23 protein-coding genes and 1 riboswitch are annotated in these 26,568 nt (G+C 44.8%); of the genes, 13 read left to right on the top strand and 10 right to left on the bottom strand.

From position 1 onward, the window contains the following. Positions 1 to 80 precede the first annotated feature (80 nt). Entirely contained in the window at positions 81 to 1,070 is a 990-nt protein-coding gene (locus HQQ92_RS18420) for a nuclease-related domain-containing protein (RefSeq protein WP_173247490.1), read from the bottom strand. Between the two features lie 641 nt (positions 1,071 to 1,711). Continuing rightward, complete coding sequence (locus tag HQQ92_RS18415) at positions 1,712 to 2,704, bottom strand: class 1 fructose-bisphosphatase (protein ID WP_173247487.1); 993 nt, start codon at positions 2,702 to 2,704, stop codon at positions 1,712 to 1,714. A 266-nt stretch (positions 2,705 to 2,970) separates the two neighbouring features. Between HQQ92_RS18415 and HQQ92_RS18410 the strand changes: the two genes are divergently transcribed. Further along, a complete protein-coding gene (locus HQQ92_RS18410; protein ID WP_173247484.1) occupies positions 2,971 to 5,283 on the top strand; it encodes a S9 family peptidase in 2,313 nt (770 codons plus the stop codon). Between the two features lie 89 nt (positions 5,284 to 5,372). Here HQQ92_RS18410 and arcA read toward each other — a convergent pair whose 3' ends face one another. Continuing rightward, on the bottom strand, positions 5,373 to 6,089 hold the full coding sequence (gene arcA, locus HQQ92_RS18405) for a two-component system response regulator ArcA (protein WP_006080127.1): 717 nt from the start codon (positions 6,087 to 6,089) through the stop codon (positions 5,373 to 5,375). A 588-nt stretch (positions 6,090 to 6,677) separates the two neighbouring features. Between arcA and HQQ92_RS18400 the strand changes: the two genes are divergently transcribed. The 3 genes from HQQ92_RS18400 to HQQ92_RS18390 all read left to right on the top strand — a co-directional run bounded on the left by HQQ92_RS18400 (position 6,678) and on the right by HQQ92_RS18390 (position 10,028). Then, the gene (locus tag HQQ92_RS18400) at positions 6,678 to 7,112 is read left to right on the top strand and encodes a DUF3293 domain-containing protein (protein ID WP_173247481.1); all 435 of its coding nucleotides are present in this window, start codon (positions 6,678 to 6,680) and stop codon (positions 7,110 to 7,112) included. 100 nt (positions 7,113 to 7,212) lie between these two features. Then, positions 7,213 to 7,387, top strand: a riboswitch (Lysine riboswitch). A 150-nt stretch (positions 7,388 to 7,537) separates the two neighbouring features. Next, positions 7,538 to 8,893: a lysine-sensitive aspartokinase 3 gene (gene lysC / locus HQQ92_RS18395; RefSeq protein ID WP_131525182.1), complete on the top strand. Its 1,356-nt coding sequence runs from the start codon at positions 7,538 to 7,540 to the stop codon at positions 8,891 to 8,893. A 1-nt stretch (position 8,894) separates the two neighbouring features. After that, a complete protein-coding gene (locus HQQ92_RS18390) occupies positions 8,895 to 10,028 on the top strand; it encodes a succinylglutamate desuccinylase/aspartoacylase family protein (RefSeq protein ID WP_173247478.1) in 1,134 nt (377 codons plus the stop codon). Between the two features lie 94 nt (positions 10,029 to 10,122). Here the strand turns inward: HQQ92_RS18390 and HQQ92_RS18385 are convergent, their stop codons facing one another. Continuing rightward, on the bottom strand, positions 10,123 to 11,088 hold the full coding sequence (locus HQQ92_RS18385; protein WP_131525184.1) for a zinc transporter ZntB: 966 nt from the start codon (positions 11,086 to 11,088) through the stop codon (positions 10,123 to 10,125). 196 nt (positions 11,089 to 11,284) lie between these two features. Between HQQ92_RS18385 and HQQ92_RS18380 the strand changes: the two genes are divergently transcribed. Continuing rightward, the gene (locus HQQ92_RS18380) at positions 11,285 to 11,659 is read left to right on the top strand and encodes a YacL family protein (protein WP_173247476.1); all 375 of its coding nucleotides are present in this window, start codon (positions 11,285 to 11,287) and stop codon (positions 11,657 to 11,659) included. Positions 11,660 to 11,750: 91 nt separating this feature from the next. Here the strand turns inward: HQQ92_RS18380 and HQQ92_RS18375 are convergent, their stop codons facing one another. Both HQQ92_RS18375 and narQ read right to left on the bottom strand, forming a co-directional pair. After that, positions 11,751 to 12,380: a response regulator gene (locus HQQ92_RS18375; RefSeq protein WP_173247473.1), complete on the bottom strand. Its 630-nt coding sequence runs from the start codon at positions 12,378 to 12,380 to the stop codon at positions 11,751 to 11,753. Then, the gene (narQ, locus tag HQQ92_RS18370) at positions 12,373 to 14,208 is read right to left on the bottom strand and encodes a nitrate/nitrite two-component system sensor histidine kinase NarQ (protein WP_173247470.1); all 1,836 of its coding nucleotides are present in this window, start codon (positions 14,206 to 14,208) and stop codon (positions 12,373 to 12,375) included. Before narQ ends, HQQ92_RS18375 begins: the two co-directional genes overlap by 8 nt. A 225-nt stretch (positions 14,209 to 14,433) precedes the next feature. Here narQ and nrfA point away from each other — a divergent pair, with 225 nt between their 5' ends. Continuing rightward, positions 14,434 to 15,837, top strand: a complete 1,404-nt coding sequence (nrfA, locus tag HQQ92_RS18365) for an ammonia-forming nitrite reductase cytochrome c552 subunit (protein WP_173247467.1) — start codon at positions 14,434 to 14,436, stop codon at positions 15,835 to 15,837. A 150-nt stretch (positions 15,838 to 15,987) separates the two neighbouring features. Here the strand turns inward: nrfA and HQQ92_RS18360 are convergent, their stop codons facing one another. Beyond that, a complete protein-coding gene (locus HQQ92_RS18360; RefSeq protein WP_028761799.1) occupies positions 15,988 to 16,530 on the bottom strand; it encodes a hydrolase in 543 nt (180 codons plus the stop codon). A 344-nt stretch (positions 16,531 to 16,874) separates the two neighbouring features. Between HQQ92_RS18360 and HQQ92_RS18355 the strand changes: the two genes are divergently transcribed. The 5 genes from HQQ92_RS18355 (at position 16,875) to aroG (ending at position 21,719) form a co-directional block, all read left to right on the top strand. Continuing rightward, on the top strand, positions 16,875 to 17,213 hold the full coding sequence (locus tag HQQ92_RS18355; protein WP_028761800.1) for a P-II family nitrogen regulator: 339 nt from the start codon (positions 16,875 to 16,877) through the stop codon (positions 17,211 to 17,213). Between the two features lie 10 nt (positions 17,214 to 17,223). Next, entirely contained in the window at positions 17,224 to 18,474 is a 1,251-nt protein-coding gene (locus HQQ92_RS18350) for an ammonium transporter (protein WP_028761801.1), read from the top strand. Between the two features lie 178 nt (positions 18,475 to 18,652). Beyond that, complete coding sequence (locus tag HQQ92_RS18345; RefSeq protein ID WP_028761802.1) at positions 18,653 to 18,991, top strand: hypothetical protein; 339 nt, start codon at positions 18,653 to 18,655, stop codon at positions 18,989 to 18,991. 127 nt (positions 18,992 to 19,118) lie between these two features. Continuing rightward, on the top strand, positions 19,119 to 20,312 hold the full coding sequence (locus tag HQQ92_RS18340; RefSeq protein WP_173247462.1) for a tetratricopeptide repeat protein: 1,194 nt from the start codon (positions 19,119 to 19,121) through the stop codon (positions 20,310 to 20,312). A 351-nt stretch (positions 20,313 to 20,663) separates the two neighbouring features. Beyond that, positions 20,664 to 21,719 (top strand): 3-deoxy-7-phosphoheptulonate synthase AroG, encoded by a 1,056-nt coding sequence (aroG, locus tag HQQ92_RS18335; protein WP_105250228.1) that lies wholly within the window; start codon positions 20,664 to 20,666, stop codon positions 21,717 to 21,719. A gap of 103 nt (positions 21,720 to 21,822) precedes the next feature. Here aroG and HQQ92_RS18330 read toward each other — a convergent pair whose 3' ends face one another. Then, positions 21,823 to 21,999, bottom strand: coding sequence for a hypothetical protein (locus HQQ92_RS18330; RefSeq protein WP_105250227.1), 177 nt, complete (start codon positions 21,997 to 21,999; stop codon positions 21,823 to 21,825). A gap of 472 nt (positions 22,000 to 22,471) precedes the next feature. On the opposite strand from HQQ92_RS18330, the gene HQQ92_RS18325 reads away from it, so the two are divergent. Both HQQ92_RS18325 and HQQ92_RS18320 read left to right on the top strand, forming a co-directional pair. Then, positions 22,472 to 24,268, top strand: coding sequence for an ABC transporter ATP-binding protein/permease (locus tag HQQ92_RS18325; RefSeq protein WP_173247459.1), 1,797 nt, complete (start codon positions 22,472 to 22,474; stop codon positions 24,266 to 24,268). 79 nt (positions 24,269 to 24,347) lie between these two features. Then, on the top strand, positions 24,348 to 24,605 hold the full coding sequence (locus tag HQQ92_RS18320) for a hypothetical protein (protein WP_105250225.1): 258 nt from the start codon (positions 24,348 to 24,350) through the stop codon (positions 24,603 to 24,605). Between the two features lie 109 nt (positions 24,606 to 24,714). On the opposite strand, the gene HQQ92_RS18315 is transcribed toward HQQ92_RS18320, so the two are convergent. Beyond that, positions 24,715 to 24,924 carry a hypothetical protein gene (locus tag HQQ92_RS18315; protein WP_105250224.1) on the bottom strand — a complete coding sequence of 70 codons (210 nt, stop codon included), beginning with the start codon at positions 24,922 to 24,924 and terminating at the stop codon, positions 24,715 to 24,717. Between the two features lie 151 nt (positions 24,925 to 25,075). Then, the gene (locus HQQ92_RS18310) at positions 25,076 to 26,566 is read right to left on the bottom strand and encodes an FMN-binding glutamate synthase family protein (RefSeq protein ID WP_105250223.1); all 1,491 of its coding nucleotides are present in this window, start codon (positions 26,564 to 26,566) and stop codon (positions 25,076 to 25,078) included. Positions 26,567 to 26,568 lie beyond the last annotated feature (2 nt).

Here is a 26,568-nt window from a genome sequence, read left to right as displayed (position 1 = left end):
ACGAATCTCTGTTTATTCTATTTTCATAGATCTAACCTTTATTTGAAGCTATGCAACTTAGACCAAATTTTCGCCAATTTTTAAATCACCTGTGAGCTATGACTGCAATCTTGGCAGGTGAGGGTATAGCTCTGGCTGCGTTTTTGTATTTTGATATTTTTGCTTTGGCACATTGGGCACGCTTGTTTCATTGGTGTGTTTTTGGTGCATTGATTGCATTTAATGTAGTAACCAAACTTACCGTACATTGGTGTGTAGTTTGTTGATTCTCCGCAATGTTTACAGCTAAGAATGCTGTGTGTATTAGATTGTGTTATTGCTTGGGTTTGAGCTTCAACTGCTTTGTTAACTTCAAAGTGCGCGATAGGCTCTCTGACTTGTTGTGTCTGCGCGAGCGTTATTTCACTTGTTGCTTTATGTGGGTCTACATGCCGCTCGATTAAAAAGTTCGCAATTGAATTGAGTTCTTGTTGATTAAAGTCGGGGCGGGTGTCGCTTACATTTATAATGCGCATGAACTTGCTTTTAAGATTCATGATTTTTTCAAGTTTATCGACTAAAAACTCTGTTTTAACTAGCAGCTCTGAAATAGCGGTTGGCATAGTATCTCTGTTGATTACCGCATCGCTTGATACCGCGCACACATGGTCCCAGCAACGCATGCCAAAGCCCTGCTGTTTTATTCCGAGTAACTTGCCGAGAATTTCACTTCGATGCTGCTTTAGCATCTCTTTAAGCAGTGATTGTTGTAGTTCAACCTGTTTGATTGGTGAGGGCATGCCAAACCAGTGATTGCCGTGGCTGCGAGTCCATTCACCCTGCTGGTTGACTTCTACATGGCCTTTTATGCTTTTAGATTCAATTAATACAAAACCGTAGGTATAGATAATTAAGTGATCAATTTGCGCGGTTTCGCCGTTAAAGGTGAATCGAAAATCATTGATGACTAACACTTCTGGATGATCTTTGAAGGCGCGGCGTAAATAGAAGGCAACATCCTGTTCTTGTTTTTGACCCGCAATCGTTTGTGGTGTTTGGGTATTTTGAAGTGATTTGGTTTTTAGAATCATTTATCAACAGCATCCATTCATAACTTGATAATAATCAGCCTCATAATACCCACTTTGCAGTTCAAAGATAAAGACAAAAATAGCTAATCATTAACGCTGGGAGTGTCATTATTGACTATCAGATATACACAGGGTTTAGCTGGATTAAAAAAGATGGTTCAGGAACCAATCTTTTGGGATTAACAGCTAACTCTGAGATTGCAGAAGTTCATCTTTCCCTGCGAAGTTGCAGAAGGGCATTGAAGACTCTTTATTAAAGGCCAAAGAGCAAATAGGCTTCATTTTTATGCCTTGATTACTTTCCAATAACTCCAGTGTCTGAGGAATACACTATCCCCTCGGAGTTGCCGCAGGGCGAATAGACAAATTGCGTGAGTCTCGGCATGGATGCCGAGCTAGCTTTCGCAGGTGCAGGGACGCATCCTTCGGAAGCGATAGCAGATTTGGCAATGAGCACAAGGGGCTTTCAACTCCGTTGGGGACGTCATGGAGCATCCAAGGAGGATAGGACGAGCAGTCCTCCTTGGTCGGGTGTGGGGTGAAGCCCCACGACCTTCTCGGCCGCAAGGCCGTATAAATAACAAAAAAGCCACTGTAATCAGTGGCTTTCATCATGAAAATCAGAATCTAAGCGATTCTGCTTAGTCCAGACTTGGTTCTTCGCTGTAATCGATACCGTGGTAGCTCAGGCAAGCGTCGACTTCGTTGCTGCTGCCTAGGATGACGGCAACACGTTGGTGAATTTGTGTTGGTTGAATATCCAAAATGGTTTCGTAACCCGTTGAGGCTTTACCGCCAGCTTGTTCGACTAAGAATGCCATTGGGTTGGCTTCGTACATCAAGCGCAGTTTGTATGGTTTTTTAGGATCTTTATTGTCGGTTGGGTAAGTGAAAATACCACCGCGAGATAGCACGCGGTGTACATCGCCGACCATGGCCGCAATCCAGCGCATGTTGAATGATTTTTCGCGTGGGCCAATTTTACCGAGCAGTAAATCGGCAATATAGGTTTGCATTGGCGCTTCCCAAAAACGTTGGTTCGACATGTTAATGGCAAACTCTTGGGTATCTGGGCTAATGCTCATGGCGGCGTTAGTCAGTAAAAACTCATTGGTTGCGGGGTGCAAAGTAAACAGTTGCACGCCTTGGCCTGTGGTTAATGCCAGCATGGTTGATGGACCATAAAGTACATAACCTGCGGCTAATTGTGCGCGGCCAGATTGTAAAAAACTAGTTTCAGTCAGCTCGCCAGCAGGGGCGGGCAGGACGGAGAAAATGGTGCCGACTAATGAGTTAATATCGATATTAGATGAACCATCAAGTGGATCGAAACACACCAGATATTGACCATTTCGGCTGACTTCAACCACATGATCTTCTTCTTCCGACGCCAAACCGCGCACTGTACCGTCAGCTTTTAATGCATCTTTGAGCATGTCGTTGGTGATGATATCCAGTTTTTTCTGGGTTTCACCTTGGACGTTTTCTTGCTCAGTCGCGCCTAACACGCCCGCAAGTGCACCGTGGCGAACGGCATGGCTAATGGCTTTTGAGGTGTCGGCTAAGGTTAAAATTAGGTGGGAGAGGGAGTCGTTCACTGCCTGTGAGGTCAGGTGCTGGGCAAGAGTCTGCATGTTATGTCCTTTAGAGGTTCAACAATGAGGTCAATTTCGTTATTTGCCGCGAATGATAACTCAGTTAGTCGACAATTTCAGCGATGTTGCTGATGCTTTTAGCGAATATTAAGGCTTTTAGGGATTATTTGGATTGAGCTTGGCGCAAGGGCCTAATTTGTATCGGCATATTGCATGCTCTTTCTATTTATAGGCGGCCTCTGGCACAATGTCGGCTTGTTTTTAATCGCTGACATCTTAGGCGATTATGTTTCCAAGGAATAATAATGATTAAAAATAGGTTAACTTGGTTCCCTGCGTGCTCACTTAAGGTGCGCGCCGTTCCCCTACTGATAGCGAGCCAAATGGCCATGATGTCGACAGCTATGTTTTCAATTACCCCAGCTTATGCAATGGAAGGCGGCAAACTGCCACTGACGATTGAGCGAATGAATGCCTCGCCCGCATTAGCGGGCACCAGTCCTCGAGGTTTGAAATTGTCACCCGATGGTCAGCGTGTCACTTATCTTGCGGGCCGTAAAGACAATCAAAACTTTTATGATCTCTGGCAGATGGATGTAAAGACGGGCAAATCTAGCCTATTGCTCAATGCCGATAAGTTGGCAAGCAATGAATTATCCGATGAAGAAAAGGCCCGCCGCGAACGCCAACGTATTTATGGCGAAGGCATTATGGAGTACTTCTGGGCCGATGATAGCCAAGCGCTATTAATTCCGGCTGCTGGTAATCTGTATTATTTCTCATTAGTGGATAACAGTGTCAGCCAACTTCCCATTGGCGAAGGGTTTGCCACAGATGCGCGCCTATCGCCCAAGGGACATTTTGTGTCTTTCGTGCGGGATCAAAATCTGTATGTGTTAGATCTGGCGACCAAAAAACGCCAAGCTATGACGAGCGATGGCGGCGGGGCGATTAAAAATGCCATGGCCGAGTTTGTCGCTCAGGAGGAAATGGATCGCATGACAGGTTATTGGTGGGCGCCCGATGAATCGGCCATCGCCTTTACCCGTATTGATGAGTCCGGTGTCGAGCAAGTAACCCGTAACGAAATCTATGCTGACGGTATTAAACTTACTGAGCAGCGCTATCCCTATGCCGGCAAAAACAATGTCGACATCGCCCTCGGTGTGGTCACGTTAAAAGATAAGGCTATCAATTGGGTGAAGCTGCGCGAAGAGAACAGCGAAGACAATAGCAAAGATATTTACCTGCCGCGGGTCGATTGGCTGCCCGATAGCAAACATTTGTCGTTCCAGTGGCAGAGTCGCGATCAACATAAGCTAGATTTGCAACTGGTGGCGTTAGATTCACTGACTAAGCCAAAAACCTTAGTGAAAGAACGCAGTAACGCTTGGGTGAACCTCAATAACGATCTGCACTTCTTAAAGCAGCAGTCTGCCTTTATTTGGGCGTCTGAGCGTGACGGCTTTAATCATCTGTATCTTTTTGACTTAAAAGGCAAACTTAAAACCCAATTGACTCAGGGCGAGTGGGCTGTCGATGCGTTGGAATACATAGATGAAACCGCAGGTTGGGTATATTTCACTGGCCGCAAAGATACGCCAATCGAGAAACAACTTTATCGCGTGCCTTTAGCGGGTGGCAAGGTTGAGCGGGTAAGCAAGCAAGCGGGCATGCACGATCCTGTGTTTGCCGACAATCAAAGTGTGTATCTGGATTATTTCAATAGCTTATCTCAGCCACCGCAGATCAGTTTACACGGTGACAAGGGCCAACAACTGGCTTGGGTTGAGCAAAATGAAGTCAAGCAAGGCCATCCTTTATATGACTATGCGGGTCTGTGGCAAATCCCTGAATTTGGTGAACTGAAAGCCGAAGATGGCCAAGTGTTACAAACCCGTTTATTCAAACCTGTTCCCTTCGATGCGAGCAAGAAATACCCTGTCGTAGTGCGGGTTTACGGTGGGCCGCACGCACAGTTAGTGACCAACAGTTGGAGCGAGCAGGACTACTTTACCCAGTATCTGGTGCAACAAGGCTATGTGGTGTTCCAGTTGGATAACCGCGGCAGCGCCCACAGGGGCACAAAGTTTGAGCAAGTGATTTACCGTCACTTGGGCGAAGCTGAAGTCAAGGATCAAAAAGTGGGAGTGGACTATTTACGGAGTCTGCCATTTGTCGATGCCGATAATGTAGCAATTTACGGCCACAGCTACGGTGGTTACATGGCCTTGATGAGTCTATTTAAGGCGCCAGATTACTTTAAAGCCGCGATTTCGGGCGCGCCTGTAACCGACTGGCGCTTATATGACACCCATTATACTGAGCGTTACTTAGCCCATCCTGAGGGGAATGGAAAGGGTTATGAAGCCAGCAGCGTGTTTCCCTATGTGAAAAACTATCAATCGGGTCTGTTGATGTATCACGGTATGGCCGATGATAACGTCTTGTTTGAAAACAGCACTCGGGTTTATAAGGCGCTGCAGGATGAAGGGAAATTATTCCAGATGATCGATTATCCTGGATCTAAACATTCGATGCGTGGCGAGAAAGTGCGTAATCACTTATATCGCTCACTGGCCGATTTCCTAGATAGGCAGTTGAAAAACGCCAAATAGTAGGCATAAAAAAACCAGATCCTAGGATCTGGTTTTTTGTGAATCGATTCTTATCAAACCAATTAATGCGGATGTCGCTTAGCGGGTGATTAGCCTTCTAAGTTACCGCAAAAACGATAGCCTTCACCGTGAATAGTCGCGATGATTTCTGGCGTATCTGGCAAGCTTTCGAAATGCTTACGGATACGACGGATAGTCACGTCTACAGTACGATCGTGTGGCTTAAGTTCACGGCCAGTCATTTTCATCAGTAGATCGGCACGAGTCAAAATTTTGCCTGGGTTTTCAACAAAGTGCAGCATAGCGCGGAACTCGCTACGTGGCAGTTTGTAAGATTCACCCTGTGGGCTCACTAATGAACGGCTGTTGATCTCTAAGCTCCAATCATTGAAGCGGTAGTATTCTACTGAGCTCTTTTCTTCGACTTCAGCGCCAGCGCTGTTGACACGAGTCAGAAGGTTACGAGCACGAATCGTTAATTCACGTGGGTTGAACGGCTTGGTAATATAATCGTCCGCGCCAATTTCAAGTCCAAGAATTTTGTCGACTTCGTTGTCACGACCTGTCAGGAAGATAAGACCGATGTTGTTGATTTCACGTAGTTCACGTGCCAACAATAGACCATTCTTACCTGGCAAGTTAATGTCCATAACGACCAAGTTAATTTTGTTTTCCTGCATAGCCTTATGCATTTCTGCGCCATCATTGGCCTCAGTTACCACATACCCTTCTGCCTCGAAAATACTTCTCAGCGTGTTACGGGTAACGGCTTCATCTTCAACGATCAGAATGTGCGGATTTTGCATATTATTTACCTAAATTTTAATCAGTTTATACTAACCAATAAGAGCAACTTACTTCGGGCTCTTATATTCATAAAAGCGTTGATACTTCCTTGAACTGCTTTGTGCTCAAAAGGAAAATCTTTACGGTGACATCTATATCTGGATGTAGATTAAGTGCACGTTTAAGTGTAATACGAGAAAACGTAATCAGTACCAACTTCGATAAGCAATAGTTAGAATAAGTTCCTTAACTATTGTTTTTTTTAAATGTTTAAAAGACAAATCAAATGTAGAACAGATTTTAAACAGATGCCCGGTCAGTTCACGTTACTTTAAGCGATATATGTAACAAACTGTATTGAACGATAAGCATCTTGCTCAATCTGTTTCAACTCACCAGTACGTACATTGTACTCGTTTTAGTCATTTGTTAACAAATGAAATGTTAACAAATTTTAGGTGAGCAGGGTTTTTTACCATGATATTTACTTTAGCTATTGATTAGTATAACTAATGTATTTCTTATTCCTGTGAGCCAGTTCACGCCTCTTTGGATTTTACAATCACTCTGCTACACTAGCTTGGGTTCATTTTTCGACTAGACTACCAATGGACAATACGACTCAAAATTTGTGGCAATGTTACCAAGCGCCGTTGTTTTTGCTGACTCAAGCATTATCCTGTGATTTTTCCTTTGCTGTTATTACCGCTCATAATCCCGCTTCAAAGCTTCTCTCTCCTAGCCAAAACCGTTTACTCGATCGCCAACTTCTTCGTGAAATTGAATTACTCGGTAGCCCTTATCGTGCTTTAGTGGGCGCAGCACCGGATTTATCCCACATGGAAAAAAGTTGGGCCGTGTTTATCGATAGAACGATGGCATTGCAATTGGGTAAGAAATTTAATCAATATGCGATTTATGTTGTCGAACAAGGGGATGTGAGCTTAGTGCCTTGCACCTTGGATGGACATGATGAAGTGTGTTTAGGCAAATTTAGAGATTATGTGCAGCTGGTATACGAGCTACCCGATTTGAACATTTAGTTGTTTTCAAAAGATTTTATTTAAATTGTTCATTTGTTATGAAATTAGCATTGACTTCATTAGGGGTTTATTGCTACTTTTTTCGTCCCTTTCCTAGGAAAGGAACAGAAGAGGAGCGTTAACTAGGTAGTCGGTCAGAGGAGCACAAACTCCAGCGATGACTGATGAGGGAGATTAACGCCGAGGCATAGATATGGTTGCTGCATGTTTATGTCGGTCGCTCAGGCTGAATCCTGACGATTGTCACCTGTAATTGGTGGAGAGCTTCTGGTGACGATTGCTGTTTCCCTTCTTTTGGGGTGCGTTATCATTGAGCACCAGGCTCTTCGAACGAAGTCAGTTCGGAGTGTGATCATGTTAGTTAATCAATATCTTATTCAATCTGCATTTATTTGTTGCCCTACGTGTTTTACGGAGGTGCGCTAATGTCCCTTGTTGTCGCAAAATTTGGTGGCACCTCAGTCGCCGACTATAACGCTATGAATCGCTGTGCCGACATAGTGTTAGCTAATCCTCATTGTCGTTTAGTCGTGGTCAGCGCTTCGAGCGGCGTGACAAATCTACTAGTAGAATTGACCCAAGAATCGATCAACGACGATGGCCGATTACAGCGATTAAAACAAATTGCCCAAATTCAATATGCGATTTTAGATAAGCTCGGTCGTCCTAACGATGTGGCCGCCGCATTAGATAAATTATTGAGTCGCATGTCAGTATTGAGTGAAGCGCTCGCATCACAACGCAGCAAAGCGACTATGGATGAGTTGTTGTCCCTCGGTGAGCAATGTTCTTCGGCGTTGTTTTCGGCGGTGATCCGCGAGAAAGGTGTTAACTCAAGTGCCTTCGATGTGCGCCGAGTGTTACGTACTGACAGCCACTTTGGCCGCGCTGAACCTCAGGTCGAGCAGATTGCGACTCTAGCTCGTGATTATCTACAGCCACTGTTAGCTGAACAAGTGATTGTCACGCAAGGCTTTATCGGTGCCGATGAAGCGGGACAAACAACAACGTTAGGTCGTGGTGGTAGTGACTATTCTGCTGCACTGTTAGCTGAAGCGTTACGCGCCTCAGCGGTAGAGATTTGGACCGATGTCGCGGGAATTTATACAACGGATCCTCGTTTGGCGCCCAATGCCTTTCCAATTGCAGAGATCAGTTTCAATGAGGCTGCCGAGATGGCGACCTTTGGTGCCAAGGTATTGCATCCAGCGACTATTCTTCCTGCCGTTCGTCAGCAAATTCAAGTGTTTGTGGGTTCAAGTAAAGAGCCTGAAAAGGGCGGAACTTGGATCCGTCATCAAGTGGAAGATGCGCCCGTATTCCGCGCTGTGGCTTTGCGCCGCGATCAAACCCTATTAAATCTTCACAGCTTGCAAATGTTGCATGCTCAGGGCTTTTTAGCGGAAACCTTTGCGACATTAGCGCGACATAAGATCAGTGTGGATTTGATTACCACATCAGAAGTGAATGTGTCTCTAACCCTCGATAAAACTGGTTCAGATTCGAGTGGTCAAGGTCTGTTGAGTGAGGCATTGCTGCAAGAATTATCACAGCATTGTCGTGTGCGAGTTGAAGATGGATTGGCCTTAGTGGCTATTATCGGTAATCGCATTGCGACGACGCCTGGTATTTGTCGCCGTGTATTTGAAGTGTTAGAACCACACAATGTGCGGATGATTTGCCAAGGTGCCAGCCCACATAATCTGTGTGTGTTAGTGGCAGAATCGGAAGCGGCGCAAGTGGTTAAATCGCTGCATCAAAATCTGTTCGAAGGCGTTTAGTATGTTGCCGACAACATCGTCTCTGCAAATCGGGGAGCTTGCCGCAGGGCAAGCACTTACTTTGCCTATCTACCATTTCAAACCGAGTGATGATAAGGCGACTGGCCCCAAAGTGTATATTCAGGCCAATGTCCACGGTGCTGAAGTACAAGGTAATGCGGTGATTTATCAGTTGATGAAGCAGCTTGAACACTGTGACATCCGCGGCGAAATCACCTTAGTGCCATTGGCCAATCCACTCGGGATCAACCAAAAAAGTGGTGAGTTTACCCTTGGCCGATTTGATCCTATTACGGGCGCGAATTGGAATCGTGAGTATTTGAATCATGCAATCGATTTACCGACTTGGTATGGGGAACATGCCAAGCTGAGTGATAGCGAGCTGCTCCAAGCCTATCGCAGTACTTTGGTTGAAGCCTGTCAGCAAAAATTGCGTCATGAATGGGGCATTACTACTGGCCATAGGCTCGCGGTTAATCTGCAGATTATGGCCCATGGCGCGGATATAGTGCTCGATCTGCATACGGGTCCTAAATCCTGTAAACATTTGTATTGTCCCGAATATGACTTAGCTGCTGCGCAGTTTTTGTCGATCCCTTATACGCTCATTATCCCCAATGCCTTTGGTGGCGCCATGGATGAGGCTGCGTTTTGTCCTTGGTGGCAATTGAGTGATTTTGCAAAATCTCAAGGGCGCGATTTAGGAGTTGCAGTGTCAGCGTTAACCTTGGAATTGGCGAGCCAAGAGCGCGTCTGTCTTGAGGATGCACGGGTTGATGCACAAGGGATTTTGGCATATTTAAGCCACCGAGGCGTGATCGCTGAAACCGTTGCACCTGCTAAAATGCGCCGTTTTGGTTGTTACCTTAAAGACTATAAAAAGTATCACGCTCCGAGCGCGGGTTTAGTGGAATACCTCGCGCCTGTGGGCGAGCCATTAACCGCCGGCAAACCCTTAGTGAATTTGCTGCGTATGGATTTATACGGCACGGCGGATGAACTAAAGACCTTAAGTTTACCGCAGGACTGTGTGCCGATTCTGCACTTTGCTTCGGCGTCGGTGCACCAAGGGACTGAGCTTTATAAAGTGATGACCAATGTGTTTGAGTTGCCGACATTCCAGCCTAAATCATAAAAATTAGCTCGTAAGCATTAGCCCATAATAATTAGCTTATGGGACTGAGAGAAAACAAAGCCAATCGATTAGGATTGGCGTTGTTTTAAGGTGGCTATAACCACTTGAATCGATAAAACAGCGCCATTTGCAGGGCGACGAGTGAGATTAATATGCCGCAGAAGGTGGCGAAGGCCCAAGTGTTATCCGCACCCGGTATCCCACCAATATTGACCCCAAGTAAGCCTGTTAAAAAGCCCAACGGTAAGAAAATTGCTGACACTAAGGATAAGAAGTATAAGCGTTTGTTGAGTTGCTCCGACTGCTGACTGAGTAATTCTTCTTGAGTCACATTGGCTCTATCGCGCAGGGCATCGAGATCTTCAATGGTGCGGATAAGTTTATCGTTTGTTTCCCTCAGCTTGAGTCGCTCGGTATCTTTAAATAGACTGAATTGCTCGGAAATCATTTTCGAGAATGCTTCGCGCTGTGGGGCTAAATAGCGGCGAATGGCTACAGTTTGACGGCGCAGTTCGGCGATATCGGTACGTAAGTCTTTCACATTGCCTGAGACGACTAGCTCTTCTAAATCAGAGAGCTGTTCTTCCAATTTATCAATAAACTCGACTTTACGATTGGTCAGTCGTTCGCAGATTGCGACGATAAAGTCCCCCGTAGTTGTAGGCCCATTTCCCTCAAGGATCAGCTCGGCGACATCTTTGACCGACTGTAACTCGCGATCGCAGGTGGAAATGATCCGCTGTTTATCGGCATAGATACGCACTGCCACCATGTCTTCGGGAGCAGAATTGGGGTTGAGGTTAACGCCGCGTAATGCGAGTAATATGCCTTCACCTGTAATCACAGCGCGGGGGCGAGTGTCTTGGGCGAGTAGGGCATCACTTTCGACCTTCGGCAGGCCGCTATTGAGTATCCAGTGGCGTGCCTTTTTATTACGATAGCGAAGGTGTAACCAGAGTAGGCCATCTTGAGGATCCCATTTTTCGATCTGTTCTAGGCTCAAGGTGGAACCCGCTTGGGCGCCGCTGAGCACTAAACTGTAGATAAATCCTTCGTGCATATCGCATTCCATTTAACTTTCAAAATCATCCAAACAAACTAACTGATTTTGCCATGAAAATGAAGTCAGGACTTATGCTTAACGACATGAGACAAACGTAAATTGACATAAATTTGATGTGCTGACTGATGCAAGCAACTTAGCCAAGGATAGGTTAAAATTAGCATTAGTAGGCTTAGATCAAAGAGACAATAAAATGGAATACGAATTTCGGCGTAACAGTTTAACTGGCACTTTTTTGGCTAGCTTTAGCATGGATCATGAAGTGCTTGGGCAATGGTTTACGGAAGAATTAGGGATTGAGTTAGCTAAAATTCAGCAAGTGTTGGGTGTGATAAAAGAAATTCAAGCCGATAAACGAGGTTCATGGCGTCTTGTTGGTAATGATTTTACCTTAGAGTTAGAGCGTGAACAGGCGCGAGTCTTTGCCAATACTTTAGGCTTTGAACAAGAATATGAATTGGAAGAGGCTATGTCACTCTATGATGCTGAGTCAGAAGCTTATTGTGGCCTAGAGGATTTTGAGCAGGCGCTATTGAGTTGGCAGCAATTTATTGAGAAAGGTTTGTAATCATTTATTTAATCTCTATTTGATAAAAACATAAAGGCAATCATGGGATTGCCTTTATTGTTTGCGCTATACCAAGCTCATTTTCGTATCTTTAATGATTCAGATAGCGCACCGCCATTTCGGTTCTCGATTTAGCATTGGCTTTACGCAGTAGGTTTTTTACGTGCACTTTAACTGTGCCTTCACTAATGTGTAAATGCTCTGAAATCATGCGATTACTTAAGCCTTCCGCCAGTTGCTGTAGAATTTGCAGCTCCCTTGGTGTTAGGCTCGAAATCCATTCTTGTTCATCGGTCGCATCTTTAAGTTCGTAAAGGTATTCCTCGACTTCATCGCTGATCACCCTGTGGCCAAGCATGGCATTCTTGAGTTTTTCGAGCAGCAAATCTGGCTCAGTATCTTTGAGCAAATAGCCGTCGGCTCCAGCGCGAAGTAAACGGATAACATCCTGTTTTGCATCGGAAACGGTGAGAATTACTATGCGTGAGGTAACACCTTCTTGGCGCATGGCGTTGAGGGTATCTAAGCCTGTCATGCCTTTCATATTCAGATCGAGCAATATGATGTCGGGTTCATCGGTGACCACTGCGGTTAATGCGTCTAAACCACTACCGGCTTCGCCAAATAGGCTGAAGTCAGGATCTGAAGCGATGAGCTGGCAGATGCCTTTGCGCAAGAGGGGATGGTCATCGACCACCAGTACGGAATAAGGTTTACCCATTTGAAGGCTCCTGTTGAGATGGGAAAATAAGCGTCACTCTAGTGCCACTTGACTCCTTGCTGTGCTGCACAAGGTTTAATGGGCTGTTAGGTTTGAGTGCGTCGTCTTGTGCATTGCATCCTTGCTCAGTCGTGGTTGCCATAGCAGGTTTAAATCTCTTTAAATCATTGTCGCTGAACTCGACTTTACCTGAAAGCTTACTGGCTCGTTCATGCATTATACCTATGCCAAAATGTTGATCTCGTTCTTTTAAATGTCCAATACCTATGCCGTTATCACAAACATCAATATTGACCATACCCTCGTCATCCTTATAGCAATGGATGTTAATGAGGCTGGCCTCAGCATGTTTGATGGCGTTTAACGTCGCTTCTCGTGTGATCTGCAGTATGTGGATGTGCTGCTTTGCCTCTAGCCATTGTGGCGCAAGTTTATAGTCTAAGGTTATCTTTATATTCGTCTTTGTCCTGAGTTGCTCAAGCATAGCCTCTAAAGCACTTTTTAGATCGGGCTCTTTAATTGTGAGCCTAAAGGTGGATAGTAACTCCCTGAGCTGCACGTAGGCAGTGCTTACACCTTCGTTGATTTCGGTTAACTGCGCTTCAACGATCGGGCTGCGGCAACTGCAATCTAAGTTTTTGCGTAATAAGCTAATTTGGATTTTTAGGAAAGATAGCACTTGACCTAAAGAGTCGTGCAGCTCCCGGGCAATCACGCCACGTTCCTCCATTAGCGCCAGTTGCTGTCTTTGCTCTGTGGCATTGTGGATCACGATTGAGCGCGTCAGCATAATTGCGAAATTGTTAAACAAGGCGATATTGGGTGTTTGGTCGGCAATTAACTCTAAATAGCCTAAATTAGCCTGCTCAAATTGCAGTGGGAAACGGGTGCTCTCTTGAGTCATATCTGGCCAACCGCCATCGGCCTCAATCACTTCAAGCTCTTGCTCTGGGTATTGAATGATGAGTCTTAGGTAGTCGAGTGATTCATAGCCTTTTAACTGATTCAGCGCCGCCTTGAGAGCCTTATAATCGAGTTTATTTGCGTTTAATGTCAGTAGGTTATCATATAAGAATGCCAGCTCGTTGTTGGCCCTTGTCAGTGCTAAGGTTTTTTCTGCTACCTGCGATTCTAAGTTGCCATAAAGCGTCGCGAGTTCCTTAGCCGTTTTTTGTAGGGCATGGGTCAGCGCTGTGAGTTCAATATATTCGGTCTCGGGCATTTCAATTTCAAAATTACCCTTAGAAATCGTGTTGGCCGATTCCATCAGTTTTTGCAGTGGGATCACTACTTTCTTCTTTGTAAAACGCACGGCCACAAAAGCGATAATGAGCATGACGCCTAAGCCTAATATTTGGCTGGCGGCAAGGAGCCTGAGTTTAAAGGCGGCGTAGTGCTCCATCTCAAGCACCAGTAAATCAATGGTATCAACAAAGTCCTTCAGTGAGGCGACATAATCGCGGGAGTTTTCTTGTTCTATGTAGTGTTTCATCACCAGCCATTTATCGATGACAAGCTGATATTGAGCGGCAATTTCTGGCGGACTAAACCAACTTTCCGAGGGCTTTAATGTGTCGGAATAGAGCGTATTTTCGAATTCGGTGATTTTATCCTGCGCAGCATCACTGCCTGAGTTGGCGTAAAACATTAACCGATAGCTTTGCATCCTCAGCGACCCTGAGGCATTAATCGCCTTGGCGTCGCCTAAGCTGTAGGACAAATTGATGATAGCAAAAGTCGATAAACTACTAGAGAGCAGAATAAGTACTAACATTAATCCTAAGATTTTTGAGGTGAGACTACCTCGTTTCATTAATCCGCTGTTCATTTTGATGGCCGCTGTTATGGCACTTTGCAGTGGTTTTTACATTAGAAAATAATGTAATACATTAACAAAAGTATAGAAATGTGAACAACAACACCTTTACATTTTGATCTAGCGCAAACTTCAACCTAGATACCCCCTAAGAGGTATATTTTTAGCAGGGTTTAATCACTAAGTTTGACCATGGAGATGTCGTGATTTACAACAATAATGCAACACGGAGATGAGATGATGAAGAAGATGACAGGTAAGTCCTTTGCACTGAGTGCACTGGTTGCCGCCAGCTTCATGGCAGCGGGCGCAATGGCGAGTGATAAAACAGAGCCTCGCAACGAAGTTTATAAAGATAAATTTAAGAATCAATATAATAGCTGGCATGATACCGCAAAGAGTGAAGAACTTGTCGATGCGATTGGGCAGGATCCTAATATGGTGATCCTGTGGGCTGGCTATGCATTCGCAAAAGATTACAACGCTCCTCGCGGCCATATGTATGCCGTGACCGACGTGCGTAATACCCTACGTACTGGTGCGCCGAAAAATGCGGAAGATGGTCCATTGCCTATGGCATGTTGGAGCTGTAAGAGCCCTGATGTACCTCGCTTGATTGAAGAGCAAGGCGAAGATGGTTACTTCAAAGGTAAGTGGTCAAAGGGTGGCCCTGAAGTGACAAATACCATTGGTTGTGGTGATTGCCATGAAAAAAGCTCTCCAAAGTTACGTATTTCACGCCCTTATGCAGACCGTGCTTTTGAAGCTATAGGTACACCTTTTAGCAAAGCGTCTAAACAAGATAAAGAATCAATGGTATGTGCTCAGTGCCACGTTGAGTATTATTTTGAGAAAACTGACGACAAAAAGAATTTTGTTAAATTCCCTTGGGATATGGGTACAACAGTTGAAAAAATGGAAGTCTACTATGACTCAATCCAATTTTCTGATTGGACACACGCCCTTTCTAAGACACCAATGTTAAAAGCCCAGCATCCAGAGTATGAAACGTGGAAAATGGGTATTCACGGCATGAATAATGTGAGTTGCGTTGACTGTCACATGCCAAAAGTGACCAGTGCTGAAGGTAAGAAGTTTACCGATCATAAAGTGGGCAATCCATTCGACCGTTTTGAAGAAACCTGTGCAACTTGCCATAGCCAGACTAAAGAGTTTTTGGTTGGCGTGACTAATGAGCGTAAAGCCAAAGTCAAAGAAATGAAGTTGAAAGCGGAAGAGCAATTAGTCAAAGCACACTTTGAAGCAGAGGCTGCGTGGAAAGCTGGCGCAACTGAAGAAGAAATGAAACCCATACTGACAGATATTCGCCACTCACAATGGCGTTGGGATTTAGCGATTGCTTCCCATGGTGTTGCAGCTCACGCACCGGATGAAGCATTGCGTATTCTGGGAACTTCGGTAAGTAAAGCTGCTGATGCTCGTGTGAAGTTAGCGCAATTACTCGGTAAAAAAGGCATCACAGATCCTGTTGCGATTCCTGATATCTCTACTAAAGCTAAAGCACAAGCGGCCTTAGGTATGGACATGAAAAAGATGAATGCTGAGAAAGAAGCATTCAAGAAAGACATGTTACCTAAGTGGGATGAAGAAGCGAAAAAACGCGAAGCCACTTATAAGTAGGTTTTAATCAATCGCGGTTGAGTTTTCGATATGAGCTAACCCCTCATGCAAACAAAAGCCCTCGCTGACTCAGCGGGGGCTTTTTTATGGAAAAAAATATCGAGTAATGTCAGGCGCTGATCATGCTGGCAAATACCACGGGCTAAATCGTTATTTGATCAGTTTTAATAACGCCCTAAACCGCTCGCCTTGGGCTTGATGTTGTAATTCAAATAATAGCGATTCCACGTTAGTTAATAGGGCGCCTCTGGCCGTCATCATTTGGATCCCGAGTTGTTTATTCTCAGCACTGCGTGACGATACGCAATCGGCGACTAAATGCACCGAATATTGCTGTTCGATAAGGTCACAACAGGTTTGGTAAACACACACATGGGTTTCAATACCCGCGAGTATGACGTGTTTGCGATTCGTCTTAGTTAATGCCTTTGCAAACGTGTCACAGTGCCAGCCGCTAAAATGCTGCTTAGCAATGGGTGAGCTGGTTTTCGCAAGTAAGGTTTGCAGCTCAGGGCTAGTTGCTCCGAGTTTATCGGGTAGCTGTTCTAACCAGAGTATGGGAATTTCAAATAATTGTGCGCCTTGGATTAAGGTCTGTAGTTGTTGATGCAGCTTGTCACTGTTATCCATGATTTGTGCAAGTTTTCCTTGCACATCGACGATAACGAGAACACATTCTTCTGGTTTTAACATCGGGCCTTCCTTCTGCGCTTGATGATTGTCTTAGTGATGATCTTCGCTTTTGTCTAAGAGCTTGTGTTGTGATGCTCAGATTTCATCTCGATTTACGCTTCCCCCAGTAGACCCTAATTTAACCTTGTTACCAATAGGCCTAAGGTCGAATAGCTGTCGCACTTAAACTGCTCACTAAAAGAGTGCATCGCACCAGTTAGTGCTCGATTATGGTGCATTTTTAACCTTAAAAAATAGTGTTAAACAATTTAAATCAATAATAATCAATGGATTAAATTGTTGGCCTAATGATTGAATTACCTTTGATACAAGTTAATAACAATCGCGTTTTTTTGGAGGTCAGGATGAAACTAGTCAGCGCTATCATCAAGCCGTTTAAGTTGGATGATGTCCGTGAAGCTATCGCCGGAATTGGTATTGAGGGCATGACGGTGACCGAAGTGAAAGGTTTTGGCCGTCAGAAAGGGCATACAGAGTTGTATCGCGGCGCCGAGTATCAGGTGGATTTTTTGCCAAAAGTAAAACTAGAAATTGCCACTAAGGCTGAAAATCTCGACATGTTGATTGAAGCCATTACCACTGCGGCCCATACGGGGAAAATTGGTGACGGTAAGATCTTCGTCGTTGATTTAGAACATGCTATCCGTATCCGTACGGGTGAACTTGATACTGAAGCGCTATAAGGGGCTGACAATGGAAGAATTAACGAAATTAGGCGGCACAGTCACTGAACTACGCTTTGCACTCGATACCTTTTACTTTTTGATTTCTGGCGCTTTAGTCATGTGGATGGCGGCGGGATTCGCTATGTTAGAAGCGGGTTTAGTTCGCTCTAAAAATACCACTGAAATTTTAACTAAGAACGTTGTGCTGTACGCGATTGCCTGTGTGATGTATCTGTTGGTTGGCTACAACATCATGTATGTGGATAACACTGAAGGTGGCTGGTTACCGTCAATTGGCACCTTAATTGGTTCGCAATCAGCAGATGCGAGCCATGCATTAGAATCTGACTTCTTCTTCCAAGTTGTATTTGTGGCAACGGCGATGTCAATTGTCTCTGGTGCTGTGGCGGAACGGATGAAGTTGTGGGCTTTCTTGTTCTTCTCTGTGGTGATGACAGCGGTTATCTATCCAGTAGAAGGTTATTGGACTTGGGGCCAAGGTTTTATCGCTAAACTGGGCTTTGTAGACTTTGCCGGTAGCGGTATTGTGCATATGACGGGGGCGACCGCGGCGATTGCTGGCGTAATATTGCTCGGTGCGCGTAAGGGTAAATACGGGCCTAACGGCCAAGTGAATCCTATTCCAGGCTCTAACTTGCCAATGGCAACCTTAGGTATGTTTATTCTGTGGATGGGCTGGTTTGGCTTTAACGGCGGATCGCAATTAATGGTGTCGGATGCGGCGAATGCAAGCTCAGTGGCGAAAGTGTTTGTGAATACTAATACTGCAGCGGCTTTTGGTGCCATCTCAGCTCTTATCGTGTGTAAGATGATTTGGGGTAAAGCGGATTTGACCATGATCCTTAACGGTATTTTGGCTGGATTAGTGGCGATTACGGCAGATCCTCTCTCGCCTTCATTGTTAATGGCGGGTGTGATTGGTTTAGTGGCGGGCGGTGTGGTGGTGTTCTCGATTGTGGGCTTAGATCGCATTAAGATTGACGATCCCGTCGGTGCGATTTCAGTACACGGTGTGGCTGGTTTCCTCGGCTTAATGTGTGTGCCATTATCCAATGCCAATGCAACTATTACCGGACAGTTGACGGGGGCAGCGATCATTTTCACTTGGGTATTCTGCTCATCATTTGCTGTCTGGTATGTGATTAAGATAACCATGGGGATCCGTGTTACTGAGGAAGAAGAATACAACGGTATGGATGCTTCTGACTGCGGTATTGATGCCTATCCTGAGTTTGTTACGGTCAAAAATGCGGGCTGATTAAACTTGCACATTAATGCGTGATTCACCTTGATGCTTAGCTTGGAGCGAGGGATAGTGAAGCAGAGCCTAGGCTCTGCTTTTTTATGGGTAATCACTGTGATTGAAGTTTTAGCACAGGGTCATAAGCTTAATTACTGAGCAATTCTGTTTTCTTGCATAAATTAAGGAGTGTTCTATGAGCTTGAATATAAAAACAATAGGTCAATTTTCGCGACTAAGTCTTATCGTCATTTCTGGCTGGATATCGGTTTCTGCCTTTGCAGGAGAAGTGATCGTTAATCGCTCAAGTGAGCCTGTCGATGCCTTTGCCGTGCGTGATCAAGTGCTCAAGGATTTTGAATGGCAGGAGTCGCTTCGTCGCCAGCAGCAAATCCAAATTCTGCAGGCTTTACCCTCAGGTTGCGTTACGGTCATGAAACCCTATCGACATTTTACCTGTGGAGAGCATAACTATCGGCCGTATCATTATCAGCAGCGTGAGTTATACATAGAAGTTGACCGACCTTCACAATAGTTAATTCATTAAATTATTTGCGATTATTTTCAATCGATCGCGATTATCATTTTTTGTAACCATTTTATGTCGTCTTTTTCGCCATTTGTAATAAGCTCAAATAGGAGCTAATGGTGTGGGAGGGCGTATGTCGAAACTATTCCGAGCCGTATACTTGAGTACGATCTTGAGCGTTGTATTCAGTCAATTGTTTGCTTGTAGCTCGACGACCATTGAGCCTAATCCGTCGGATCTTGAGTCGTTACTTGCCGATTCACTGTTTACCCCTGTGGCCGATATTCCTTCTGTTGTGGATATTTTTTATCTGCCACCCGAGGTAGTGACAGACGTAAAACGTCGCTATGGGATATACACTTTTTCACATAATAACAAAATGTTAGCCAACGAGTGGTTAGCTAGTTATATCAATGCGAGTCAAACCAATAGCGCTAACATTGATTTTCGATATCAAGATAATCTGACCCAAATTGCCCGTGAAACCTATGCCCAAAGGGCGGGTAATTGCATGTCTTTAGTGGTCATGACTTCTGCGTTAGCGGACATATTGAATGTGAGTGCTGAGTATCAAGATATCGCGATAGAACCCGTATGGGATAAGCAAGGTGATTTCTATTTAATCAATGGGCATGTGAATTTACGCTTACTTCCACCTGAAAACGCACATTCAGTTTATGTGTCATCTACCGCAGTTTTAGTGGACTTTATGCCAGAGCGAGCTCTACGGGGATACGGTAAAACCCAAGTGGATCGGCAGACCTTAGTCAGCATGTTTTACAACAATATGGCCGCAGAGTCTTTGGTGAACGGTGATTTAGACAGGGCCTATGCCTTGATTAAAGCGGGTTTAAAAGTCGGCCAGTTTGTTCCTTCACTCAACACGCTCGCCATTATTTACCGGCATAAAGGTGATGAAAAGCGGGCCGAACAGGTTTATCGCTATGCACTCAAGTTTAATGCGAAAAATCTGACAACGCTTTATAACTTAGCCTTGATTTTAGGGGAGCAGGGGCGGCTTGATGAATGGGCCGAAATTAATAAAGTGCTTGAATTAGCGCGAATACGTAATCCCTATTATTACTATGACATGGGGCAGCAAGCCTATGATGAGCATCAATACGACGAGGCCTTGGCTTGGTATCAAAGGGCGTTGGCAAAAGCGGATTATCGTCATGAGTTCTTCTTCGGTTTATCTAAAACCTACTGGGCGCTGGGGGACGAAAAGCGTGCCAAACTGAATATGGATAAAGCTTTGGCTTTGAGTCGAGATGAGTCAGAGCGTCAACGCTATCAGAGCAAGTTACAAGTCATGTTACAGCATTAGCATTTGCCCGCTCTTTTCTATAGAGCGCTGGCCATCAATTATGCTTATTACGGGTAAACATCTTTGCTTGCTAACATAGGGCACCTAAATACACTTGCAGCAAATATGTTTATTCCTTTTTATCCGCCGTATTCGATTTTGTTAATCAAGGCTGTGAGTTAGCTGGCATATTTGAATTTTTATTTTTTTTAAATATATTAAAACAATAAGTTATATTTGATTCTTTGAAATGGAGACAACTTGGTTGCATTGGCGCCTGAGACTCGATAAATTGAACTCAGTATTGCAGTTGAGATCCCTTATCGCAGCGATAGAAATAGCCTAAAACACCAGCGTTGGAGCAGTAAAATTATGTATTACCAAAATGATGACGTTCGCATTAAAGAAGTAAAAGAGTTACTTCCACCTATCGCGATTCTTGAACGATTTCCTGCTTCCGAAAAAGCCTCTGCGACTGTGTTTAATGCGCGTAATAGTATCCATAATATTCTGGCTAAGTCTGATGATCGTCTATTAGTGGTGATTGGGCCTTGTTCTATCCACGATCCCAAAGCTGCGTTGGAATATGGACAGCGTTTGGTCTCACTGCGTGAACGTTATAAAGATCAACTCGAAATTGTGATGCGAGTGTATTTTGAAAAACCAAGAACCACAGTGGGTTGGAAGGGGCTGATTAACGATCCTTACATGGATAACAGCTTTAAACTCAATGATGGTTTACGCACCGCCCGTAAATTATTAGTGGATTTGAACGACAGCGGTATGCCAACCGCGGGTGAGTTTCTTGACATGATCACCCCACAATATATGGCTGATTTAATGTGCTGGGGAGCCATTGGCGCCCGTACGACAGAATCTCAAGTACACAGAGAGTTAGCCTCGGGTCTTTCTTGTCCGGTCGGCTTTAAAAATGGTACAGATGGCACGATTAAAGTTGCTATTGATGCGATAGGTGCTGCCAATGCACCACACCATTTTTTATCTGTGACTAAGTTGGGCCATTCGGCGATCGTTTCGACTAAGGGCAATCCTGATTGCCACATTATTTTACGGGGGGGCCGCGAGCCCAATTATAGCGCGCCGCATGTCACTGAGATTAGCCAGCAATTGTTAAAAGCAAAGCTTGCCGACAACATCATGATCGACTTTAGCCATGCGAATAGTAGTAAAGAGTATCAACGTCAGTTAGTGGTTGCTGAAGATGTCGCTGGTCAAGTGGCGGCGGGAAATACTGCTATTTTTGGTGTTATGGTAGAAAGCCATTTAGTGGAAGGTCGTCAAGATCTTATTGAAGGTCAAGATTTATGCTATGGGCAGAGTATTACCGATGCGTGTATTGGTTGGGATGATACCGAGCGTCTGTTAGCCATTTTGAATCAAAGCATTATCGAACGCCGTCAGGTTTAATTATCTGCTCGAGCGAACATAAACCGCAACTATACCTGAGTTAGCCGTTAACGATTGCGGGTTAAGTAAAAACAAAGGCGCTATCCCGGCGCCTTTGTTTTATCTATTTATTGCTTATTTCAACAATGTATTCATTTGCTTTGGCTAAGCTACCAAAGGCGGCAATAAGGTTGTTTCTACCTTTATCTTGTATCTCTGGATTGCCTGATTCGATCATCATCCACACCCAAGTTTGGATCAGTGGTAATGGCGGGTATTGAACTTTAGCGGAATCCAACATAAAGCTTCCTTTGATCTTAATTTAATTTGTTTGTCTTAATGTTCTCGCTAGAACTTCGGCGTATGAATCGCAAAATCTAGCGCGTAGAGGTTAACAAATTCTATTGATTTGTATAACCGCCTCCATGGCATTTTGGGCAAAACTGCAAAAATAATCAACAGCAGCAACTTTGTGCCAAGCCTTCTTCCATTGCACTCTTATCCTCTTACATACGGCTCTGAGGTTAAGCAAAACGGTACATGCCTGAACACAAATCAGTATAAATTCATTTATTGTGAATACGCCAGTGTAATGCGTAAGTATGATGTTTTGACTTTAAATGCAATCAAAATAGCAGCTGAGTATGTCGTGAATAAGTCTATTTGTCTGTCAGGAAAATCTGATTGATTTTATTCAGACTTTGCTAGTTTCGCTTAGCTTATGTTCGGTGTGAACTGTTACAATTGGCATAACTTATTCAAGGTTATGTCTTATGCGCCCAACGTTATATTTTGAAGGTCCAGTCGATAAATTAAACTGGCACGTTATGAAGCTGCTTTGGCCTTACTTATTGGAATACAAAGGCCGCATTGCGCTGGCGATGTCATGCCTCATCATCGCTAAGCTGACCAGCGTGGCTCTGCCTTTTATTCTGAAGCATTTGGTCGACACCTTAGATGCCGATAAAACCGCGCAAGCCCTCAGTGTGCCCGTAGGATTAGTGTTGGCCTATGGTGCGATTCGTTTACTGACGGCGATTACGGGGGAGATCCGCGATACCTTGTTTGGCCGCGTAACAGAGCGGGCGATCCGCCGTTTAGGCTTAGCGGTATTCGACCATTTACACCGACTGGATCTCGACTTTCATCTAGAGCGCAAAACCGGCGGCCTCTCCCGTGATATTGAACGCGGTACCAGCGGCGTGAGTTTCCTCATGCGTTTTATGGTGTTCAACATAGTGCCGACCTTGCTCGAAATTGTCATGGTGATTGGCATTTTCTTCTATAACTACGGCATTGCATTTGCGGCAATCACTTTTATTGCTGTGTTGGCTTATATTATTTTTTCTGTGGTCGCGACCGAATGGCGTACTGAGTATGTTCGTGATGCGGCCAAGGCTGACTCGTTATCGAATACCCGCGCCATCGACAGCTTGCTGAACTATGAAACGGTAAAGTATTTTAATAATGAAAAGTATGAGTCGCAGCGCTATGACCAAGCGCTTGAACAGTGGGAAGTCGCCAAACGTAAAAACCGCTTATCTTTGTTTGCGCTCAATGGTGGACAAGCTGTGATTATCGCTTTGGCTATGACGGCTATGATGGCGCTGGCGGCATACAGAGTCACCTATGGCGATATGACCTTAGGTGATTTTGTGTTGATTAATGCGTTTATGATGCAGCTCTTTTTACCCCTTAACTTCTTAGGTTTTGTGTATCGCGAAATTCGCGGCGCGTTAGCCAATATTGAGCGCATGTTTAGCCTACTCGATAAACATCCTATGATAGTCGACTTACCCCAAGCACTCGATTTTCAACCCACTAAGGGTGAGTTGATATTTGAAAATGTTAATTTTAGCTACGATGAGCGGCAAATTCTGCGGGACGTAAGCTTTAAGGTTGAAGCCGGTAAAAAGGTGGCTGTTGTAGGTGATAGTGGTGCAGGTAAATCGACCCTGATTAAACTGCTATTTCGATTTTACGATGTAGACCAAGGTGCGATTAAAATCGATGGACAAGATATCCGCCATCTCACCCAAGATGCGCTGCGGCGTGCCATCGCCATAGTGCCGCAGGATACCGTGTTGTTTAACGATTCATTAGTCGAAAACATACGTTATGGTCGCCCAGACGCGACTGATGAAGAGGTGCGTAATGCTATTAAATTAGCGCACTTAGAGCAATTTATTGCATCACTTGCCCTTGGTTGGGACACAAAGGTGGGTGAGCGCGGCTTAAAACTCTCTGGCGGAGAAAAACAGCGGGTCGCGATAGCAAGGGCCATTTTGAAGGGCTCGCCCGTGCTGGTGTTTGATGAGGCGACATCCTCACTCGATAGTCGCTCCGAGCAAGCTATTTTGTCGGCACTGCGGGAAGTCGCTAAGGGGCACACTAGCCTAGTGGTGGCTCATAGGTTATCGACCATAGTCGATGCCGATCAAATTGTGGTATTAAGCCAAGGAGAAATTGTTGAGCAAGGTAATCATCAGACTTTGTTGTTGGCAAATGGTCTCTATGCCAAATTATGGCGGATACAAAATGAGCAACAACATACTCCTCTGAGCAGTTAATAGCGTAATACAGTTCAGTCTTTATTCAGCTTCGGCTCTCTATACTCAATGCCAACACATCAATCGGAAGAGATCTGGCATGGAAAATATTACACTGAGAGCTAATATTGAAGGCAAAGAAGAAAAAGTCGCCACTGATTGGTATGCCATCATGGCGACATTGAAAAAACGTGGTGTTGATTATGATTCATTGCAACGCATTCATGCTGAGTTGAACGCGGGTCTACTGGTGACCACTCGGCGACTTACCTTGGCTAAAGTCAATCCAGAAATGGTGCTGGCAGGTGTGATCCGCGATATGAACGCGCCGACAAGTGACTTTATGGGTATGCGTTAGGTGTGTTCGCTAGTGCTTTAGTACAGTTTAGGTGAGAACGTCCGAGAATAGAGGTGAGCCTCTATTCTTGATGGCTCTAGAGAGACTCCAGAGATAAAATATGGCTGAATTAAGCTACGCCGTTCAGCTTCCCCGCTTTCCAACCTTCACATAAAAGATTCAATTTAGGTACTGACTCATCTATCAAAGTGAGTCGAATGATCTGCCCTTCGCGAAAACACACCAGTTCACCTTCGATCTCGGTCAGGCGATTACAGCTCTTACAGCTAGTGCTTACAGTTTTACTGGCGGGCAGTTGGCTTACGAAGCTAGATTTCAAAGTGTTTCCTTAAGTTCAATTGTGGGTAAGACATTTGAATAATGTCTCACGTCACGGATCTTACCTCTTTTGTGATACGCATTCAAATATACCTTATGTAAACCCTATATAAACGAAAGTTGTATTCGCCATTAACCGCGAGGGTTCGCGGCTACTTATCCATATGTGCATAGTATTTATCGAGTGAAATGGATAAACCGCTATCGAGTACAATTCGGACATGTGAGGGTTTGAGTTGTCTTGGTTCTGTCACTCCGCAAGAGTGCGCAATTAAGGCTAAGTCATGGTGTAAATTATGATTATAGTTAGCAACACGAGCCGATTTATCCCTAGGATCGAGTCCTTGTTGCAGCTTGGGATTGTGCGTTGTGATGCCCGTTGGGCAGGTATCTCTATTGCACTGTAAGGCTTGAATACAACCGAGGGCGAACATATTGCCACGGGCCGATGCGATGAAGTCGGCACCTAATGCCAAAGCCCAAGCGACTCTTGATGGCACTATGAGTTTACCCGAAGCGATGACTTTGATGCGTTTACGCAAGCCTCGTTGGATCAAGACATTAACTAGGATAGGTAAGCTTTCCTTCAGTGGTAATCCGACATAATCCATTAAAGGTTGTGGTGCAGCGCCTGTGCCGCCATCGGCACTGTCTAAGGTAAAGAAGTCGGGGGCAGAGTCTTCGCCACGACGTTCAATTTCATCACATAAATCTTCGAGCCACTGCACGTCACCGAGTACGGCCTTAATGCCCGTTGGTTTACCGGTAACTTCACGTACTCGTTCAACCATATCCAAAATATCGTTCACGGATTTGAATTCAATATGACCATTAGGGCTAATAGAGTCATAACCCTGAGGAATACCGCGAATATGGGCAATTTCAGCCGTGACTTTGATCCCAGGTAAAATGCCACCTTTGCCCGGTTTAGCTCCTTGACTCATTTTAATTTCGAACATTTTGACTTCGGGATGAATGGCTATCGACTTGAGCTTTTCATCGTCTAAATGTCCGTGCTCATTACGTACACCGTATTTGGCCGTTCCAATTTGAAAGACGATATCGCAGCCACCTTTTAGATGATAAGGGCTCAAGCCGCCTTCACCTGTGTTAAGCCAGCAACCCGCCTGCGCTGCACCGTGGGAAAGGGCGGTAATTGCTGGGCGCGATAGAGCCCCAAAGCTCATGGCTGAAATATGACAAATGGCTTGAGTCGTATAGGGTTGGCGGCAATTGGTGCCAATTGTCAGTGGATGAATGGGTGTGATCTCTTCATCTTGGGTTGGGAAGGCGGTATTCATAAACATAATGGTACCGGCGTTATCTAAGGGGCGAGTCGAACCAAAGGCGATAGTTCTATCGACATTTTTAGCCGCGCGGTAAACCCAACTGCGTTCTGCACGGTTGAATGGCAGTTCTTCTCTGTCTTGGGCAAAAAAGTATTGTCTAAAGAACTCGCCTTGTTTCTCGAACAGATACCGAAAGCGACCAATTACTGGGTAGTTATGTCTTACCGCTTGTTTAGTCTGCATTTTATCTGCGATATACATGTAAATAACCGCGAGTACTGCGAGTCCTATTACAATCAAAAACAGCCCTGAAAATAGATCGAGTCCCCACATAAACCAATTGAGTTCACTCATGT

It is taken from the genome of Shewanella sp. DC2-4 (genome assembly GCF_013248875.1).
Taxonomy (GTDB): Bacteria; Pseudomonadota; Gammaproteobacteria; order Enterobacterales; family Shewanellaceae; genus Shewanella; species Shewanella oncorhynchi.
This window is presented reverse-complemented; position numbering and strand designations above follow the sequence as displayed.